The sequence below is a fragment of the Defluviicoccus vanus genome (assembly GCF_014672695.1).
GTDB classification, from domain to species: domain Bacteria; phylum Pseudomonadota; class Alphaproteobacteria; order Rhodospirillales; family Defluviicoccaceae; genus Defluviicoccus; species Defluviicoccus vanus.
The window spans coordinates 822,243-838,176 of sequence record NZ_CP053923.1 but is presented as its reverse complement, the minus strand read 5'-3'; the positions used below and the strand labels follow the sequence as shown (position 1 = coordinate 838,176).

Genomic DNA, 15,934 nt, shown 5'->3' with positions numbered 1-15,934 from the left:
AGATTGAACCGGGAGGGTGTCAACGGATCTTGGGTGGCAAGGAGATGGCGAGTGAGGCGACAGTTTGACGAGGCACTGAAGGCAGCAATGCGCGCCCGGGATACGCGGGCGGTTTCCACCATGCGGCTCATCTTGGCCGCACTGAAGGACCGTGACATTGCCGAACGCGGCAAGGGTAATTCCGAGGGCCTGTCCGATCAGCAGGTATTGGCGCTGCTGCAATCAATGGTCAGGCAGCGAGAGGAAAGCATCAAACTCTACGAGCAAGGTGGCCGTCAGGATCTGGCAGACGACGAGCGGGCGGAAATCGGCATCATCCAGGAGTTCCTTCCCCAGCCCCTCGACGAACAGCAGACGGCGGCGGCGGTTGAGGCGATTGTCAGCGAAGTGGGGGCAGTATCGATCAAGGACATGGGCCGGGTCATGGCGCTGCTGAAGGAGCGGCATGCCGGTTGTATCGATCTCGCCCGGGCGGGTGCGCTGGTGCGCGCGCGGCTCGGCTGAGGCGCGTCCTGGCGTCGCGAGGGACTGGCAGGTGAGCTTCGCTGACGATCTTCTCGATGAGATCCGCAATCGCGTCGGCCTTGCCGAGGTCATCGGCCGGCAGGTGCGGCTGATCCGTCGCGGCCGGGAGTTCGTCGCCTGCTGCCCATTCCACCAGGAGAAAACGCCATCGTTCACCATCAACGAGCAGAAGGGATTCTACCACTGCTTCGGCTGCGGCGCGCATGGCACGATCTTCGACTTCGTCATGCAAAGCGAAGGGGTGGGCTTTCCCGAGGCGGTGGAGCGGCTGGCACAGCAGGCCGGAATCCTCCTGCCGCGATCGGAGCCGGCGGATGGTGAGCGCGCAAGGCGGCGGCAGTCGCTGTTTGACGTCATGGATCGCGCAGCGTCACACTATCAGCAGAGCTTGCGGATGCCGGAGGGCAAGCCGGCACTGGCCTATCTGCGCAAGCGCGGTCTCGACGATGGCGCCATCGCCCGTTTCCGTCTCGGCTTTGCCTTGCCTGGCCGGTCGTCGCTGCGGGCGGCACTGGCACGCGAGGGCATTGCCGAGGCGCTACTGCTCGAGGCGGGGCTGCTGATCCAGCCGGACGAGGGCGACGGCGGCTGCTTCGACCGCTTCCGCGGCCGGGTAATGTTCCCGATCAATGACCGGCGCGGACGTATCGTCGGCTTCGGCGGCCGCATCCTCGGCGCCGGCGAGCCCAAATACCTCAATTCGCCGGAGACGCCGCTGTTTCACAAGGGCCGCCTGCTCTACGGCCTGCCGGCGGCGGCGGAAGCGGCGGCGCGGCGCACCGGCCGGCTGATTGTTGTCGAGGGCTACATGGACGTGATCGGCTTGGCGCTCGCCGGCTACGAGGAAACGGTGGCGCCGCTCGGCACCGCCCTGACCGAGGAGCAACTGCAGGAACTATGGCGGCTGGTGCCTGAGCCGATCCTCTGCTTCGACCCCGATGCCGCCGGGCGACGGGCGGCGGCGCGTGCCTGCGAGCGCGCCCTGCCGCTGCTGCGCCCCGGCCTTGGCCTGCGGTTTGCCTTTCCAGCCGCCGAGACCGGCGACGATCCCGACCAGTTGGTCCGTCGCTATCCGCGCCAGTTTCTCGCCCGGACGTTGGCCGAAGCGGTGACGCTGTCGCAGATGCTGATCTGGCTGGAGACGCAGGGCCGGTTGCCGGCCTCGGCCGAGGCCCGTGCTGCCGCCGCCGACCGGCTGCGCGCTCGTGCCTTGACCATCGCCGACGCCACCGTTCGCACCCAGTTCNATCGCCAGCTTCCGCGACGCACTGCGGCCGCGGTTTGTGGCAAAAACGCAGGCACGACGACGCGGGGTGTTGCTCCGCCGCCGCCGGTGACGCTGCAAGGCGAAGAAGAACGGCCGCGCCGCTCGGCGCGTCACGATGCTGAGCGGACGCTGCTCGCCATCCTCTGCCGCCATCCGGCGTTCGATCGGGTGGAGGATGAGATCGGTGCCCTGGGGTTTGCCGATCCGGAGCACGATCTGCTGCGCCAGGCCCTCATCCAGCAACTATCGGGCATGCAGCAGCCGTTGGGCAGCGGTCAGCCGGCGGACGATCTCGGCGAGTGGTTGTTGGCCGCTGGTTTGGGCGACGCGCTTACCGCCGTTCTGGACGATCCGCTGGTGCGAGCGCATCGGCTGATTGCCAGTCAGGCGGCGCTGGATGATGTGTGCGCCACTTGGCGGGAAAACATCGACCTGCTGCGCCGGTTGAATGCGGACGGTCCGTCGGCGCCGTCGGAGACGGCGGTGAGTGACGAGGAGGTGGCCCGCCGGCTGGCGCGGAAGCGCCTGGCGCTGCGCGACGCGGCCGAGACCTCCGAATGAGGCCGCATTGGCCACCATCAGGCGTGTGTTCTGTCGACACGGTGTGGCCGCGAATTGTTACGAAGATGTATCTATGCCCTTGACGGCAAAGCTGCTGCATGCCACCTCAGCTCTCACCGGGGTGATTCCGGACAATTCGTGCGCTCGCCGGTCGATGGAGGCGTTATGCCAGCCACCCGGTTTGCCCTTAAGGCAACAAACGAATCGGATCATCAAGGCAGCCGTGACACAGCAGTTTCGGTCCTTACACTTGTTAGAACCGTCAGGATTCTGGAGTGGGGATTACGGTGTTTAGGCGCTTTGGCAGCACACCACGGCGCGGACACGGCGAGGTTGTTGGCACAGTGAGATCGAGGGGAGCACGGCCGATTTCAGGCAACGGTCTCACGTCAGCTATCGAGTCTCTCTGGCACACTTCGTTTGCGGACGAGCGGCGGGCGCAGCCGCGTCGGGTGTGCCTGTTGCTTAAGGCCATCCACTAGCGAGGCTTGGATGTCGACAAAACCGACAGCAGCGGCGGACGTGGCGGAAACAAAACCACAAAATACGGACACGCCCCTCCTTGATTCGCTTGGTGTCAACATCAAGCGCATGATCGCCCGGGGCAAGGAACGTGGGTATGTTACCTACGATGAGTTGAACAGCGCCCTGCCGCCGGAACAGGTGACCTCGGAGCAGATCGAGGACACCATGTCCATGCTTTCCGAGATCGGCATCAGCGTCATCGACGTGGAGGAAAACGAAGAAACCGCTGCGGTGGCCGAGATCGTCGAGGTCGAGACACCGGCGGGCAACGTTGACGAAGCCGAGATGGGGCGGACCGACGACCCGGTTCGCATGTACCTGCGTGAGATGGGCAACGTGGAGTTGCTGTCGCGCGAAGGTGAAATCGCCATCGCCAAGCGGATCGAAGCCGGTCGCGAGATGATGATTGGCGGCATCTGTGAAAGTCCGCTGACCATCAGCGCCATCGTCCGTTGGCGCGACGCGCTGCTCGACGGCCGGATGCTGCTGCGCGAAGTTATTGACCTGGAAGCGACCTACGACGGGGCGGCGATCGAGCCGGTTGACGGCAACGGCGAGAAGGCGCAGGGCCTTGGCCTCCCGGGCGGCCTGCCAGACGGTGTTCCGGGCGTGCCGATGGTCGCACTCGGTGAGCCGATTCCGGGGTTGCCAGCGACGTCGGGTGAGGTCAACGGAGCAGCGGTGCTGCCGACGACGCCGTGTGCCATCGTCGCACCGGTGACGCTGGTGAGTTCGCCGGCGGCGGCGCAAGCGGACAGCGACGAGGTGCAGGACGCTCTCGACGAGGAAGTCGATGAGACGCTGCGCCGCATCGCCGAGGAGGAAGAGGAAGAGGGCGAAAGTGAGGAGCAGAGCATCTCGCTCGCCGCAATGGAAGCGACGCTCAAGCCCAAGGTGCTCGAAACCTTCGAGATCATCGCCGCCACCTACAAGAAGATGCACCGCCTGCAGATGCAGCGGATCGACGGACTGCGTCGCGGCGAAGACGCCAAGCCGTTGCATGAAAAGCGCTACAGCAAGATGCGCCGCGAGCTGATCTCGGCGATGCAGGACATCCACCTGAACGGCCTGCGCATCGAGGAACTGGTTGATCAGCTCTACGAACTCAATCGGAAGCTGCAGGCGCTCGAGGGCCGGCTGTTGCGACTGGCGCTGGACTGTCGTGTCAAGCGCGAGGACTTTATCGATCACTATCGCGGCCATGAACTGGGGCCGGACTGGCTGGCGCGGGTTTCGTCGCTTCCCGGCAAGGCGTGGCCGGAACTTGCCCGCCGCCATGGCGATGAAGTGGCGCACATCCGCCGCGAGATCGCCACCATCGCCCATGACGCCGACCTGCCGATCTTGGAATTCCGCCGTATCGTCTCCACGGTACAAAAGGGCGAGCGGGAGTCCAACAAGGCGAAAAAGGAGATGATCGAGGCCAACTTGCGCCTCGTCATTTCGATTGCCAAGAAATACACCAACCGCGGCCTGCAATTTCTTGATCTGATTCAGGAAGGCAACATCGGCCTGATGAAGGCGGTGGATAAGTTCGAGTACCGCCGCGGCTACAAGTTCTCCACCTACGCCACTTGGTGGATCCGCCAAGCGATCACCCGCTCGATTGCCGATCAGGCGCGCACCATCCGTATCCCGGTGCACATGATCGAGACGATCAACAAACTGGTGCGAACCAGCCGGCAGATGCTGCACGAGATCGGCCGCGAGCCGACGCCGGAAGAGCTGGCGGAAAAGCTGTCGATGCCGCTGGAAAAAGTTCGCAAGGTCCTGAAGATCGCCAAGGAACCGATCAGTCTCGAAACACCGATCGGCGACGAGGAGGACAGCCATCTTGGCGACTTCATCGAGGACAAGAACGCCGTTCAGCCGCTCGACTCGGCAATCCAGGCGAACCTGCGGGAAACCACGACCCGGGTGCTCGCCAGTTTGACGCCGCGCGAGGAGCGGGTGCTGCGCATGCGCTTCGGCATCGGCATGAACACCGACCACACGCTCGAAGAGGTGGGGCAGCAGTTCTCCGTCACCCGCGAGCGGATCCGCCAGATCGAAGCGAAAGCGCTGCGCAAGCTGAAGCATCCCAGCCGGTCTCGCAAGCTGCGGAGCTTCCTCGATTATTGAGCCTGCGACCGCGCATGAGGAGATGTTCGACGACGACATCTCGATCCGCCGGCGGATCGAACTGCCGGTGGAGCGGCTGCTCAGGGGCGCCGGTGATGCCTTTCTTTACCGGCCCTGGCTTGACGGAGCCGCGCTCCGGCTGATCACCCGCTGGTTCTTCCCCCTGTCGCGGGCCTGGGCGACCGCGCTCGCCGTCGATGGCGATGCAGAGGCATTTCTGCAGGCGATGCCACTGCGCAAGTTCGGCGAGTTGCTGCTGCCGCGTGCCTTGCAGCGGGTGGGTGAGCGGCGCGAGGCGCTGGTGCAGGCCGACGCCAGGTGGGAGGAGGGATTCTTCGGCTCGGGTCCCGCCGATCGCGGCCTGGAGGAGGATCGGATCAGCGCCGCACACGCGTTGATGAACCTGCGATCGGCCTTCATCCCCATTCATTGCATCGATGCCTTCCCGGCGGTGGCCTGGGAAGTGGAACCGCCGGCGGCGGTAGCGCGCCGCCATGCCCACCGCCTGGATTCCGCCTGCGCCTTCCCGCCGACGACGGCGCTCGACCAGGTGGTGGCATCGCGCGGTTTCCTCGGCCCCTGCGGCATCGAGGGGTGGGTGCGCTTTCCGTCACCGGTCGCCGACGTGGGCGGTCCACCCGGCAGCTTAGCCACCGCGCGCATCACCCAGCCGCTCGGCGCTGGTGCCTGGGGCCGCGCCGAGGCGATGCCGTCGCTGATCTTTTGCCACGGCATTGGCATGGAGCCCGAATACTGGCGCGATGGTCGGGTCAAGCTGGCAAACTTCGTTGATGCAGGCGTGCGGGTGATCCGCCCGGAGGCACCCTGGCACGGCCGCCGCCGACTGGAAGGGACCTATGGTGGCGAGCCGGTGCTGGCACGTGGACCGNGGGGGATGATCGACTTTCTCCACGCTGCGGTACTTGAGCTGGGAACGCTGATTGCCTGGGCGCGCGCGACCCGTGGCGGGCCGGTGGTACTTGCCGGCGTTAGCCTGGGGGCGCTAACAGCACAACTCGTGGCGTCGGTGGCCGCCGACTGGCCGCAGGAGATGCGCCCGGATGCCCTGTTCCTGATCGCACCATCGCTGTCGATGGCCAAGGTTACCTTCGAGGGCAGCCTGACCCGCGCCGTCGGCGTGCCGGAGGCGATTCTCCGCGGCGGCTGGCAGCAGGACGAGATTCTTCGCTGGCAGCCGTTGATGGAGCCAATGGCGGCACCAGCGATCGATCCCGACCGGATCGTTGTCGTCCTCGGCGAAACGGACGACGTGACCCTGGCCGAGGGTGGCGAGAACCTGGTGGCGGTGTGGNGGGTGCCGGAAACCAACGTCTTCCGCTTTCCCGCCGGTCATTTTACCACCTCGGTGGCGCTGCTGCGCGGCGGCGTCGCGGTCAATCGGCTGATGGAGATCCTGCGCCGCCTCAAACGATGAGCATCCGGCGACGTAGCGCTGGCGCGGCGGCGCCAGTGGGTATAATCGTTCCCGTCCCCGATGCGTTCCCGTCGTCGACGGGCCTGTAGCTCAATTGGTTAGAGCCGGCCGCTCATAACGGTCTGGTTGCAGGTTCGAGTCCTGCCGGGCCCACCATCACCGGGATGGACATTAGCAAGGTCAGACTGCCGATCATTCTGCACAGCGGGGGTTGCGCCGGTCTTGCTCCGGACGCGGCGCTTGGTCCCCAGTCTTCATCAGCGATCGGCTGCGCGCTTGGTCTCAGCCCGGGTTGCTGTCGTTCAGCAGACCGAGGAGCGGGTTCGGCGTCGGCGGTGCAATTCGCCGCAACGTATTGGTGTCACGGTGGTCGAACGGCGGCGTCTCGCCGCGGATCGCCAGATCCGTCCGCGTTACATAACTCCAGCTGCCGTCATCATTGAAGGTGATGTCGATCCGGTAATAGTCGGTGCGAAACGCCTCCTCTAGGAACGTGGTCGAGCAGATTCCGAAGCGGGTNATATCGCCGCGCCGTGCCTCCACCGAAATGCATTTGTCATCCGGCCCTGCCGTTCCGCCCGCCAGCACCACCTGACCGCGTGGGATGGCGATGGTTTGCATGATCAGCCCGGTGGCCGGTTCCCACAGCCAATAGCCGACCTGATCGTGGAAGGTGCTGGCCTCCTCCGGCGTGTTGATATGGATGTGGTAGCGCAGCCCATAGAGGAGTTGGGGGCCGTTGGCCTGCGGATCGATCGGCTCCATCCGGATATGTTCGCGGAACTTGCGCTCCTCGGGGCCGTCCGCTTTGGGATTGATGTCTACCCCCTGATCGGACTCCCATACGCCGGCCAAGCGGCGGAGCGGACCCAGATTGGCCAGTGTATCCGGCGAGGCATCGGGTTCGGTAAAAATATCATCGGGGATATTCGGCATGGGTTCCTTTCTCGCCGGCATCTAAGTTCGGCATTTTATTCGTACAAGGTGGGCCACCGCGCGCCGACAAGCCGCTTGTACGGCACTACTGGTCAATGATTCTGGGTCGTCGCGGATACTGCCGACAGGAGTGCGGCTGCTGACAACGTAGCAAATCTGTGCATGGGAAGCCCCCACATCTGCACGCACAATGGACTGCAGCTTAAGTCGCGACATCTTGCGTCGCAAGAACCGTGGCGGAGGCTTTGGTCGCTGCGGACGACGGCCTGGAAGGGGGCTCGGCAAAACCCAATCCCCAGATTTGTCCTGCACGGCGTCCCACAATCCTGTTCCCGCCGCTTCCTCGTCGCGCCACGCCCCCTGGTGCACTACAGTCGGCGGCTAACCCAATCCACGTTCCGGGGATCAGGATGCAGTGCCTTCTCGTCTCGGACCTCCATTACGCGCTGAAGCAGTACGACTGGACCGCCCAAGTGGCCCGGTATTTCGACCTGGTGATCATCGCCGGCGATCATCTGGATATTTCCGGCCACGTGGACGGCCGCGCCCAGACCATCGTCATTCTCGAATACCTGAAACTGCTGCAGGGCCGGACACGGCTGATCGTCTCCTCGGGCAACCATGATCTCGACAGTCGCAACGCCGAGGGCGAGAAGGTCGCCCGCTGGCTGCAGCGGGCGCGCCAGGCGGGGGTGGCGACCGACGGCGATTCCCTGCTAATCGATCAGACGCTGTTTACCGTTTGCCCCTGGTGGGATGGTCCCCGTTCGCGCGCCGCGGTGGACAGTCAGCTGGCGCGCGACGCCGCGCGGGACAAGGCACGCTGGGTGTGGATCTACCACGCTCCGCCGAGCGACTCGCCCACCAGCTGGACCGGCGAGCGCTTCGCCGGCGATACGGACCTCGTCGCCTGGATCGAGGCGCACCGGCCCGACATCGTCGTCACCGGGCACATCCACCAATCGCCTTTCTGCAAGAACGGCTCGTGGGTAGACCGGATCGGCGTCACTTGGGTGTTCAATGCCGGCCGGCAGATCGGCCCGACGCCGGCGCACATCGTCTTCGATCCCGACCGCGGCGAGGCGCTGTGGTTCTCGCTTGCCGGCGCCGAGACGCTGCGGCTCGATCAGCCGCTGGTTCGGCCGGTGGCGGAGCTGACGCGGCTGCCGGACTGGCTCAGCCCCGAGGCGGTTTGAGCGGCGGCTGACCCTCAGATCATCGGTTCAGATGGTGGGGTCGGGGTAGCGGTCGGAGCCGGGCTCGAAGGGGTCGTCGTGATTCTGCATCAGCGACGACAGCACCTTATGCACCATGCCGAGGTGCGAACCGTGATCGGCGAACTGCCGCTGCAGGTCGGCGAGGTAGCTGGTCATGCCGTGCAGCCGCTGCGCCATCAGCTTGCTGAGCCCGTAGGCCAGCTCCTGATGGGTGCGCAGAAAGGTGCCAGCGTCGCCGACCACATGCAGCCGTGCCGGCGTCAGCGTCTTAACCGTCGCTGTATGGGGGATGTCGAGCAGGGCCGAGATCTCGCCGAACACTGCTCCCGGCTCGGCGGTCACGTGCAGCGGCAACTCGCCCTTGCGGATCTCGATCTCGCCTTCGATGAGGATGAACAGCCGACCGGTGGCGCCACCCTCGGGGATCAGCACCTCGCCGGCGGCGAAGCTCTCTTCCGGCAGTCCCTGGCAGAGGTCGAGGATCAATTGCATTACTGCAGCTCCCGTGCCGCCGAACGTCACCGCGCAAGCTAAGCGCCGGGCACTAGCGCTCGTCAAGCGACGCGTCACCAATTCCGCCCGTGCACCGAGCCAGTCCGGCGTTGAACTTCGTGATTCACCCACCTCAGTAGAAGCATGAACGACCATTTTATGTGGCATAGAAGCAACGTTCCTAAATGGGTATAAATTGTCTGCCACGGCACAGTTGCGGGTGATATATATTACCCAATAAGGTCATATTGTCTCTGTTCTCGTAACGAGGGGTGCCAATAATGACCAAAATGGGTTATTTACCGCTAGCAGTGGTGACTGTCTGCGGAATTGCGATGACGGCAAAGCCCGCCCATGCGCAGTCGGTGTTCGATGGTGGCTACGTCGGGCTGCAGATCGGCGCTAGCAGCCTGACGTCTGATTCCAAGTTTTCCGACTCTTACTTGCAGAATTTTAACGACGGGTACTTCCGCTACGAAAGAAACGACAGGATCGACCAGTCGGGCTTCGGGGTTACCGGCGGCGGCTTTGGCGGATATGGCATGACCTTCGGCAAACTCTACCTGGGAGGGGAAGTGGAGTTCGGTGCATCGAGCGCCAGCAGCAAGAACCAGGACGACCGTTACAACAGCTTCGACTATACCGACCCGGACACCGGCGAACGTCGGGTCGGCACCAGGAGCACCTCGGAAACGACTGAGCTTGAGTCCGGCATCTCGGTCGGCGTAGCCGCCCGCGCCGGCTACGAGATTTTACCGAATGGGCTGTTGTATCTGCGCGCCGGCTGGCAGGGCACCAGCTATAAGATCACCAACAGGGCCCGGGTAAACGGGGGCACTGATACAAGTCAGTCGCTCACCAACCGCGAGTTCCTCAATGGGGTGCGCGTCGGTGCCGGCGGTGAATTCGCCGTCACACCCAATATCTTCGTTCGCCTGGATTATACCTATACGCTGTATCAGGAATTCGACGACAAATCGGCACCGATGCAAGACAGCGTGGGTGGCACCGACACCTACAAGATCACCGCTCAGCCAGAGGAGCAGATGTTCCGAATCGGGCTCGGCTGGCACTTCTGACCACGGTCTCCGCCGCCTATTGCTCTCGAAAGCGACGAACGATCCGGTGTCGACGCGCGGCGCCAGTCCTGCTGTCTTTGCGGCGTTGCTGGTGTGGGTGAGCGGGTAAGGGAGGGACCGCGCCGACGCTGTTCAGCACGTGATCGCAAGCGTTAGCGGTGGCATTAGCCAATGGCAACAACACCCGCCGCGGCCAGCAGGGCGTCGAGGTCGAGGTAGCGGGCGAGGTGGTCGGCGAGGCGGTCGAGGGTCGCGTCCACTTCGGCCTCGTAGGCGATGGGCGAGGCGGTGCGATCTGGCCGCAGCCAGGCGAGCAGGGCAGTGCGGAAGGCGTCGGAGGCGAACAGGCCGTGCAGGTAGCAGCCCATCACCCGGCCAGAGGCGGCGACGGCGCCGTCGAAGCGGCCGTCATTGTCGAGGCGGAGCATGGGTTGCGCCGTCGCCGCGGCGGTGGTGACGCCTACGTGCATCTCGTAGCCGCGGACCGCCGCACCGGTGGTGGTCTCGATGCCGGAGGTTTCGGTTAGCGTCTTGGCGCCACCCATCACCGTCGCGACGGGCAAGAGGCCGAGGCCGGCGACGGTGGCGGGCGGTCCTTCGATGCCGTCCGGATCGGCGATGCGTTCGCCCAGCATCTGATAGCCGCCGCATAACCCGATGACGTGGCCGCCGCGGCGCAGATGCGCGGCGAGGTCGATGTCCCAGCCCTCGGCGCGGAACGCAGCCAGATCGGCGATGGTTGCCTTCGAGCCGGGGAGGATGACGAGTGCCGCATCGGCCGGCAGCGGTTCGCCGCTGCCAACGAAGACCAGGTCCACGTCGGATTCGGCCAGGAGTGGGTCGAAATCGTCGAAGTTGGCAATGCGCGGCAGCCGCGGCACCGCCACCTTGATCGGCGCCGCTGCCCTGCCGGTTGCGCGCCACTGCGTCNNGCGCCGGTGCTCAAGGGCGACGGCGTCCTCCGCCGGCAGACGCAGCGCGTCGGCGAACCAGGGTACGACGCCGAAGGCGGGCAGGCCGGTGCGGGCGCCGATGATGGCGAGGCCATCGTCGAACAGGCTGACGTCGCCGCGGAACTTGTTGATGAGGTAGCCGCGCAGCCGCGCCCGCTCGCCCGCGGTGAGCAGTTCCCAGGTGCCGACGAGACTGGCGATGACGCCGCCGCGATCGATATCGGCGACAAGGACGACGGGAACGTCGGCAGCCTCGGCGAAGCCCATGTTGGCGATGTCGCCGGCGCGCAGATTGACCTCGGCCGGGCTGCCGGCGCCTTCGATCAGCACCAGATCGGCTTCAGCGGCGACGATGCGGAAGCTTTCCAGCACCGCGGCGAGCAGCTGCGGTTTGAGTTCCTGGAAGTCGCGCGCCCGGGCATTACCGACGATGCTACCCTGGACGATCACCTGCGCACCGATGTCCGATTGCGGCTTCAGCAGCACCGGGTTCATGTGCACCGTCGGCGCCACGCCACAGGCACGCGCCTGCAGCGCCTGGGCGCGGCCGATCTCGCCGCCGTCACTGGTTACGGCGGCGTTGTTGGACATGTTCTGCGGCTTGAACGGGCGCACGCGGAGGCCGCGACGGGCGAAGGCGCGGCAGAGACCGGCGGTGATCAGCGACTTGCCGACATCCGAGCCGGTCCCCTGCAGCATCAGCGCACGGGTGGGGCGGGGCGGGCGCTTGGACTGGAGCATCGGCGCCTCAGCGGACGGCAAGGGCCTCCCGCAGCGGATCGGCACCGCGGTTGCTGACCCGGCCATCCACGAGGATTTCGCGGGGGTTACGTCCTGGCCATAGAAGGCTTCGTTCCAGTCGCGCTTCGCCGATACTGTCGCCCCCGACAGCGACGCCCCGGCGTAGAGGCCGGACCCTTTAGTAAAGCCGACGATGTTGGCACCCTTGAAGGTGGTGCTGGAGACGTCGCCGGAGCTGAGCTGGCCGAAGGTGGCCTGGGTATCGAGGCCGATCTGTCCCGGCGACGAGATCACCGCATCGACGGCGCGGTCGGTCATCATCACCAGCACCAATTCGGTCGACTGGGCGCCCAACTGCAGGCCGAGGGTCGCACCGCCGAAGTCATAGAACGCGGGGTAGCCCCAGTTTCCATCGGGCTTGCGGACTACCATCACCCCTTTGCCGCCGGTGGCGCCGAGACCGGCACCAGCCTGGAAGACGCTGGGGAAGATCATCACCCCGCGGGCGTCCTTCAACGTCGAGAGGAAGAAGGCGGTGGAATCCTTGTTGCGGCTCTTGAAGAACTCGATGGTGATCTTCGATTGATCGACCAGCGCCTGCGCCTGGACGTCGCGCGGCGGCGCCGTCTGGCAGGCGGCGAGCAGCAGAATCAAAAATGGCAGAATAGTGAAGAACAGTCGACGCATCGCAGGCTCCTTACCACCTTCAGTCAAAGGCAATCATCCCATCGCGGCGATGGCAAGCCTCAAAACTCGATCCCCTGTTGTGCTTTCACTCCCGCCCGGAAGGGATGCTTGACTTCGGTCATTTCGGTCACCAGGTCGGCGATTTCTATCAACTCCGGCTTGGCGTTACGGCCGGTCAGGACCACGTGCACATCCGGCCGCTTTGCCTGTAGCGTGGCGACAACCTCATCCAGCGGCAGGTAGTCGTAGCGCAGCACGATATTGACCTCGTCCAGAATGACGAGGCGAAACGACGAATCGGCGATCATCGCCTGCGCCGTTTCCCACGCCTTGCGCGCGGCGGCGATGTCGCGGCGCAGGTCCTTTGTATCCCAAGTGAAGCCTTCGCCCATTGCCTTGATGACGNNCAGAGGTCGGGGGAAGCGGGCGAGAACGTCGCGCTCGCCGGTTTCCCAGACGCCCTTGACGAACTGGACGATGCCGACCTTCTGGCCATGGCCGATGGCGCGCATGGCCAGACCCATAGCGGCCGTAGTCTTGCCCTTGCCCTTGCCGGTGTGGACGATGATCAGACCCCGCTCCTCGGTCTTGGTGGCGAGAATCTTCGCCCGCGCCGCCTGTTTCTTAGCCATCTTCTCGGCGTGACGGCGGACATGTTCCTCGTCAAGCTCAAGGGCGGGTTCTTGCGCGGATGATGCGGAGGTCGGGTCGCTGCTCACGGGCTTCGTCCCTTTCAGATGCAGATGCCGGCAGCGGCCAGCCAGCCAGTCTGCCATTGGTCCTGTCATAGATATTGCGTCGAGAGGCGGATGGCGACCACCGATCGCTGCCGGTCGGGCGCATCAGCGCAGGAACAGCCGGTAGCGGACGAACTCATCTGCCGGGGTAAAGCGATCGTAGAGGCGCCGGGCTGCGACGTTNGCGGCGAGGGTGTGCCAGTAGAGGCGACCCCAGCCCCGGCTGCGCGCGACGGTGATCAGGTCCTCGATCAGCGCCCGGCCGGCGCCTTGGCCACGTACCTCGGCGTCGACGAACAGATCCTCAAGGTAACAGATGGGATCGATCGTCCAGGTGCCGGCATGCAGCACCGAGACACTGAAGCCAATCACCGAACCCGCCCGCTCGGCGATCCGGCTCAGCACCGGCGCCTGCGGATCGAGGATACGCAGCCATGTGGTGTCGGTGACCAGTTCGGGAATCGTGGTGTTATAGAAGCGGTTGTAGCCTGCCCACAGCCGCCGCCAATCGGCTTCGTCCTCGACGCGACAATCGCGGCAGGCAATCCGTGTGTTCGGCATCGTCGCCGTTCCTCCCCATGCGCACGTTGCGTCGTATCGAGCCGCGTGTCGTCGGCGAAAGGTGCATCGTTGCACGCCGGCGCGCTGTCTGGAAAGCGCTGGCAAGCGCGTCGCCGCGCAGCGATATGAGGGGAGAGGAGTTGACGGCAAGCGGTCGTGCGGCAACGACCGGTACCGGAGAGGTGTCTGAGGCAATGAGTGGGTCGACCGGTGAAGATCCGGACTGCCACACGGGCGTGGCATCGCCGGTGATCGAGACGATGATCGTGCCGCGCGGGCGCGACATCGGCGGCTTCGAGGTGCAGCGGATTCTGCCGTCGGTGCGGCGGCGGATGGTGGGGCCGTTCATCTTTTTCGATCGCATGGGACCCGCCACCTTTGCCGCCGGCCGCGGTCTCGACGTCCGTCCCCACCCCCACATCGGCCTAGCCACCGTCACCTATCTCTTTGCCGGCGAGATCGTCCATCGCGACAGCGTTGGCAGCCGGCAGACGATTACCGCCGGCGCGGTCAACTGGATGACGGCGGGTCGCGGCATCGTTCATTCGGAACGCACCGACCCCACCCTCCGCCACACAGGTGGCCGGCTGTTCGGGATCCAGGCCTGGGTGGCACTACCGCAGGCGGCAGAGGAGATGGCGCCGGCTTTTTCGCATCACGCCGTCGAGTCGCTACCCCGGCTGGCCGGCGAGGGCTGGCACGGTCGGCTAATCGCCGGCCGTTTCGATGGAATGACGGCACCGACCCCGGTGCTTTCGCCCACCCTTTACGCCGATATCATGCTGGCCGCCGGCGCTCGCCTCGCGGTTTCGCCGGAGCATGAGGAGCGGGCGGTCTACGTGGTCGAGGGCGCTGTCAGCCTCGACGGCCACAGCCTCGATCCGGGCGTTCTCTATGTGCTCGTCCCCGGACAGGCTGTTACGCTTGCCGCTGGCGGCGAATCGCACCTGATGTTGATCGGCGGGGCGCCGATGGATGGACCGCGTTACATCTGGTGGAACTTTGTCTCCAGCTCGCGTGAGCGGCTCGAACAGGCAAAGGCCGACTGGAAGGCGCAGCGATTTGCGGCGGTTCCGGGCGAACACGAGTTCATTCCGCTGCCCGATGACACCTAGCGACACCCGGATCGCTTCGGTGTTTAAGGCCGGCAGATGATCGCTTGTTGACGTGCGGTCGCGCTGCGGTCAATAGGAGAACGACCTGTCGAACCCGTCGAGGCGCCATGGCCGACAACGCCCTTTTCACCCGGCTCTGCAAGCAGGCAGCAAAGGACGTGGCTGCCGGGCGCCTGGAGAACGAGGGGCGCCCGGTTGTCGATTTCCTCGACCAGCATCCGGAAGCGATCCTGCCGCTCGTCGACCTGCTTGTCCACGAGGGCCGCAAGAAGCGGCCGAGCGAGAAGCTTCTCACGGCATACGCCTGGATGCTAACCTATGGCCTTGAATTCATCCGCTATCGGGTTGATCGCAACTTGGCGATCGGCACGAAGTTGGCTGACGATGTCCGGCGTCACATCCTGCAGCTGGCAGCGGAGCAGCCCTTCGATCCCGGCCTGCTGATGATTCTGCTCGGCCAGTTCAAGCAGGCGAAACTGGAGATCGGCGACGAACTGCGCCAGTTGATGCTGCTCGCCACGGAAGAGGCGTCGCACGATCCGGAGCATGCCGGCGAAGGGAGCAGTATTGCCGATCACTGGGCGGAGGTGGCGGCGCTGGCGGAAGGGGACCCCTTCGCCCTGCACAGCCATCTTGCCGATCAGGCGGGCGTCTTCCCGTCGGAGCATCGCGCGGCAATGGCGCTGTCGATGCTCGACACCAACGAAGAGGTGGTGCGTGAGGCCGCCCTCGGCTGGTTGCTCGACGCGGATGCCGTGGTGCGGACGACGACGGCCAGCGGGCTTGAACAGGCGGCCAAGAGCGGGCGCGTCAACGGCACCATGCTGCGGCGGATGATCGCGGTGCGCAACTGGCTGCCGGAAGCTGATCGTGCGCCGCTCGACCGGGCGATCAAGCTCTGCCGCCAGCGGGAGATCGTCTGCGTGCCCTGGCCATCGGCGAAACTGGATGCGGTGATCGCCTCCGGTCTCGATGGCTCCGC

12 protein-coding genes, 1 tRNA gene and 1 pseudogene are annotated in these 15,934 nt (G+C 65.1%); 8 read left to right on the top strand and 6 right to left on the bottom strand.

Features of this window, described 5'->3' with window-relative positions; all coding sequences use genetic code 11:
• Positions 1-51 precede the first annotated feature (51 nt).
• From HQ394_RS03735 to HQ394_RS03715, 5 genes are all read left to right on the top strand, one after another.
• Positions 52-504, top strand: coding sequence for a GatB/YqeY domain-containing protein (locus tag HQ394_RS03735; RefSeq protein WP_223291824.1), 453 nt, complete (start codon positions 52-54; stop codon positions 502-504).
• Positions 446-2,353 carry a DNA primase gene (gene dnaG, locus HQ394_RS03730; RefSeq protein ID WP_456151482.1) on the top strand — a complete coding sequence of 636 codons (1,908 nt, stop codon included), beginning with the start codon at positions 446-448 and terminating at the stop codon, positions 2,351-2,353. Before HQ394_RS03735 ends, dnaG begins: the two co-directional genes overlap by 59 nt.
• Before the next feature lie 492 nt (positions 2,354-2,845).
• On the top strand, positions 2,846-4,999 hold the full coding sequence (gene rpoD / locus HQ394_RS03725; RefSeq protein ID WP_190262080.1) for an RNA polymerase sigma factor RpoD: 2,154 nt from the start codon (positions 2,846-2,848) through the stop codon (positions 4,997-4,999).
• Positions 5,000-5,021: 22 nt separating this feature from the next.
• The gene (locus HQ394_RS03720) at positions 5,022-6,434 is read left to right on the top strand and encodes an alpha/beta fold hydrolase (RefSeq protein ID WP_190262079.1); all 1,413 of its coding nucleotides are present in this window, start codon (positions 5,022-5,024) and stop codon (positions 6,432-6,434) included.
• A gap of 79 nt (positions 6,435-6,513) precedes the next feature.
• A tRNA-Ile gene (locus HQ394_RS03715) sits at positions 6,514-6,590 on the top strand.
• A gap of 126 nt (positions 6,591-6,716) precedes the next feature.
• Here HQ394_RS03715 and HQ394_RS03710 read toward each other — a convergent pair.
• Complete coding sequence (locus tag HQ394_RS03710; protein WP_190262078.1) at positions 6,717-7,370, bottom strand: FABP family protein; 654 nt, start codon at positions 7,368-7,370, stop codon at positions 6,717-6,719.
• Between the two features lie 410 nt (positions 7,371-7,780).
• Here HQ394_RS03710 and HQ394_RS03705 point away from each other — a divergent pair, with 410 nt between their 5' ends.
• On the top strand, positions 7,781-8,566 hold the full coding sequence (locus HQ394_RS03705) for a metallophosphoesterase family protein (protein WP_190262077.1): 786 nt from the start codon (positions 7,781-7,783) through the stop codon (positions 8,564-8,566).
• Positions 8,567-8,593: 27 nt separating this feature from the next.
• On the opposite strand, the gene HQ394_RS03700 is transcribed toward HQ394_RS03705, so the two are convergent.
• Positions 8,594-9,079, bottom strand: coding sequence for a cyclic nucleotide-binding domain-containing protein (locus HQ394_RS03700; RefSeq protein ID WP_190262076.1), 486 nt, complete (start codon positions 9,077-9,079; stop codon positions 8,594-8,596).
• 281 nt (positions 9,080-9,360) lie between these two features.
• On the opposite strand from HQ394_RS03700, the gene HQ394_RS03695 reads away from it, so the two are divergent.
• Positions 9,361-10,158: an outer membrane protein gene (locus tag HQ394_RS03695; protein WP_190262075.1), complete on the top strand. Its 798-nt coding sequence runs from the start codon at positions 9,361-9,363 to the stop codon at positions 10,156-10,158.
• A 164-nt stretch (positions 10,159-10,322) separates the two neighbouring features.
• On the opposite strand, the gene HQ394_RS03690 is transcribed toward HQ394_RS03695, so the two are convergent.
• The 4 genes and pseudogenes from HQ394_RS03690 to HQ394_RS03680 all read right to left on the bottom strand — a co-directional run bounded on the left by HQ394_RS03690 (position 10,323) and on the right by HQ394_RS03680 (position 13,837).
• Positions 10,323-11,852 (bottom strand): cobyric acid synthase, encoded by a 1,530-nt coding sequence (locus tag HQ394_RS03690; protein WP_223292021.1) that lies wholly within the window; start codon positions 11,850-11,852, stop codon positions 10,323-10,325.
• 90 nt (positions 11,853-11,942) lie between these two features.
• Positions 11,943-12,284, bottom strand: a pseudogene (locus tag HQ394_RS19470) (lipid-binding SYLF domain-containing protein); the annotation flags it as partial.
• A gap of 314 nt (positions 12,285-12,598) precedes the next feature.
• Positions 12,599-13,315, bottom strand: coding sequence for a cob(I)yrinic acid a,c-diamide adenosyltransferase (gene cobO, locus HQ394_RS03685; protein WP_190262073.1), 717 nt, complete (start codon positions 13,313-13,315; stop codon positions 12,599-12,601).
• A 66-nt stretch (positions 13,316-13,381) separates the two neighbouring features.
• Positions 13,382-13,837, bottom strand: a complete 456-nt coding sequence (locus tag HQ394_RS03680; protein WP_190262072.1) for a GNAT family N-acetyltransferase — start codon at positions 13,835-13,837, stop codon at positions 13,382-13,384.
• 194 nt (positions 13,838-14,031) lie between these two features.
• Between HQ394_RS03680 and HQ394_RS03675 the strand changes: the two genes are divergently transcribed.
• Positions 14,032-14,952: a pirin family protein gene (locus tag HQ394_RS03675; protein ID WP_190263108.1), complete on the top strand. Its 921-nt coding sequence runs from the start codon at positions 14,032-14,034 to the stop codon at positions 14,950-14,952.
• Positions 14,953-15,934 lie beyond the last annotated feature (982 nt).

What these genes read in the sequence shown, in the direction of transcription:
- HQ394_RS03695 (WP_190262075.1), top strand. Translation starts at nt 9,361, where the DNA reads ATGACCAAAATGGGTTATTTACCGCTAGCAGTGGTGACTGTCTGCGGA.
- HQ394_RS03705 (WP_190262077.1), top strand. Translation starts at nt 7,781, where the DNA reads ATGCAGTGCCTTCTCGTCTCGGACCTCCATTACGCGCTGAAGCAGTAC.
- HQ394_RS03675 (WP_190263108.1), top strand. Translation starts at nt 14,032, where the DNA reads ATGAGTGGGTCGACCGGTGAAGATCCGGACTGCCACACGGGCGTGGCA.
- rpoD (WP_190262080.1), top strand. Translation starts at nt 2,846, where the DNA reads ATGTCGACAAAACCGACAGCAGCGGCGGACGTGGCGGAAACAAAACCA.
- HQ394_RS03700 (WP_190262076.1), bottom strand. Translation starts at nt 9,079, where the DNA reads ATGCAATTGATCCTCGACCTCTGCCAGGGACTGCCGGAAGAGAGCTTC.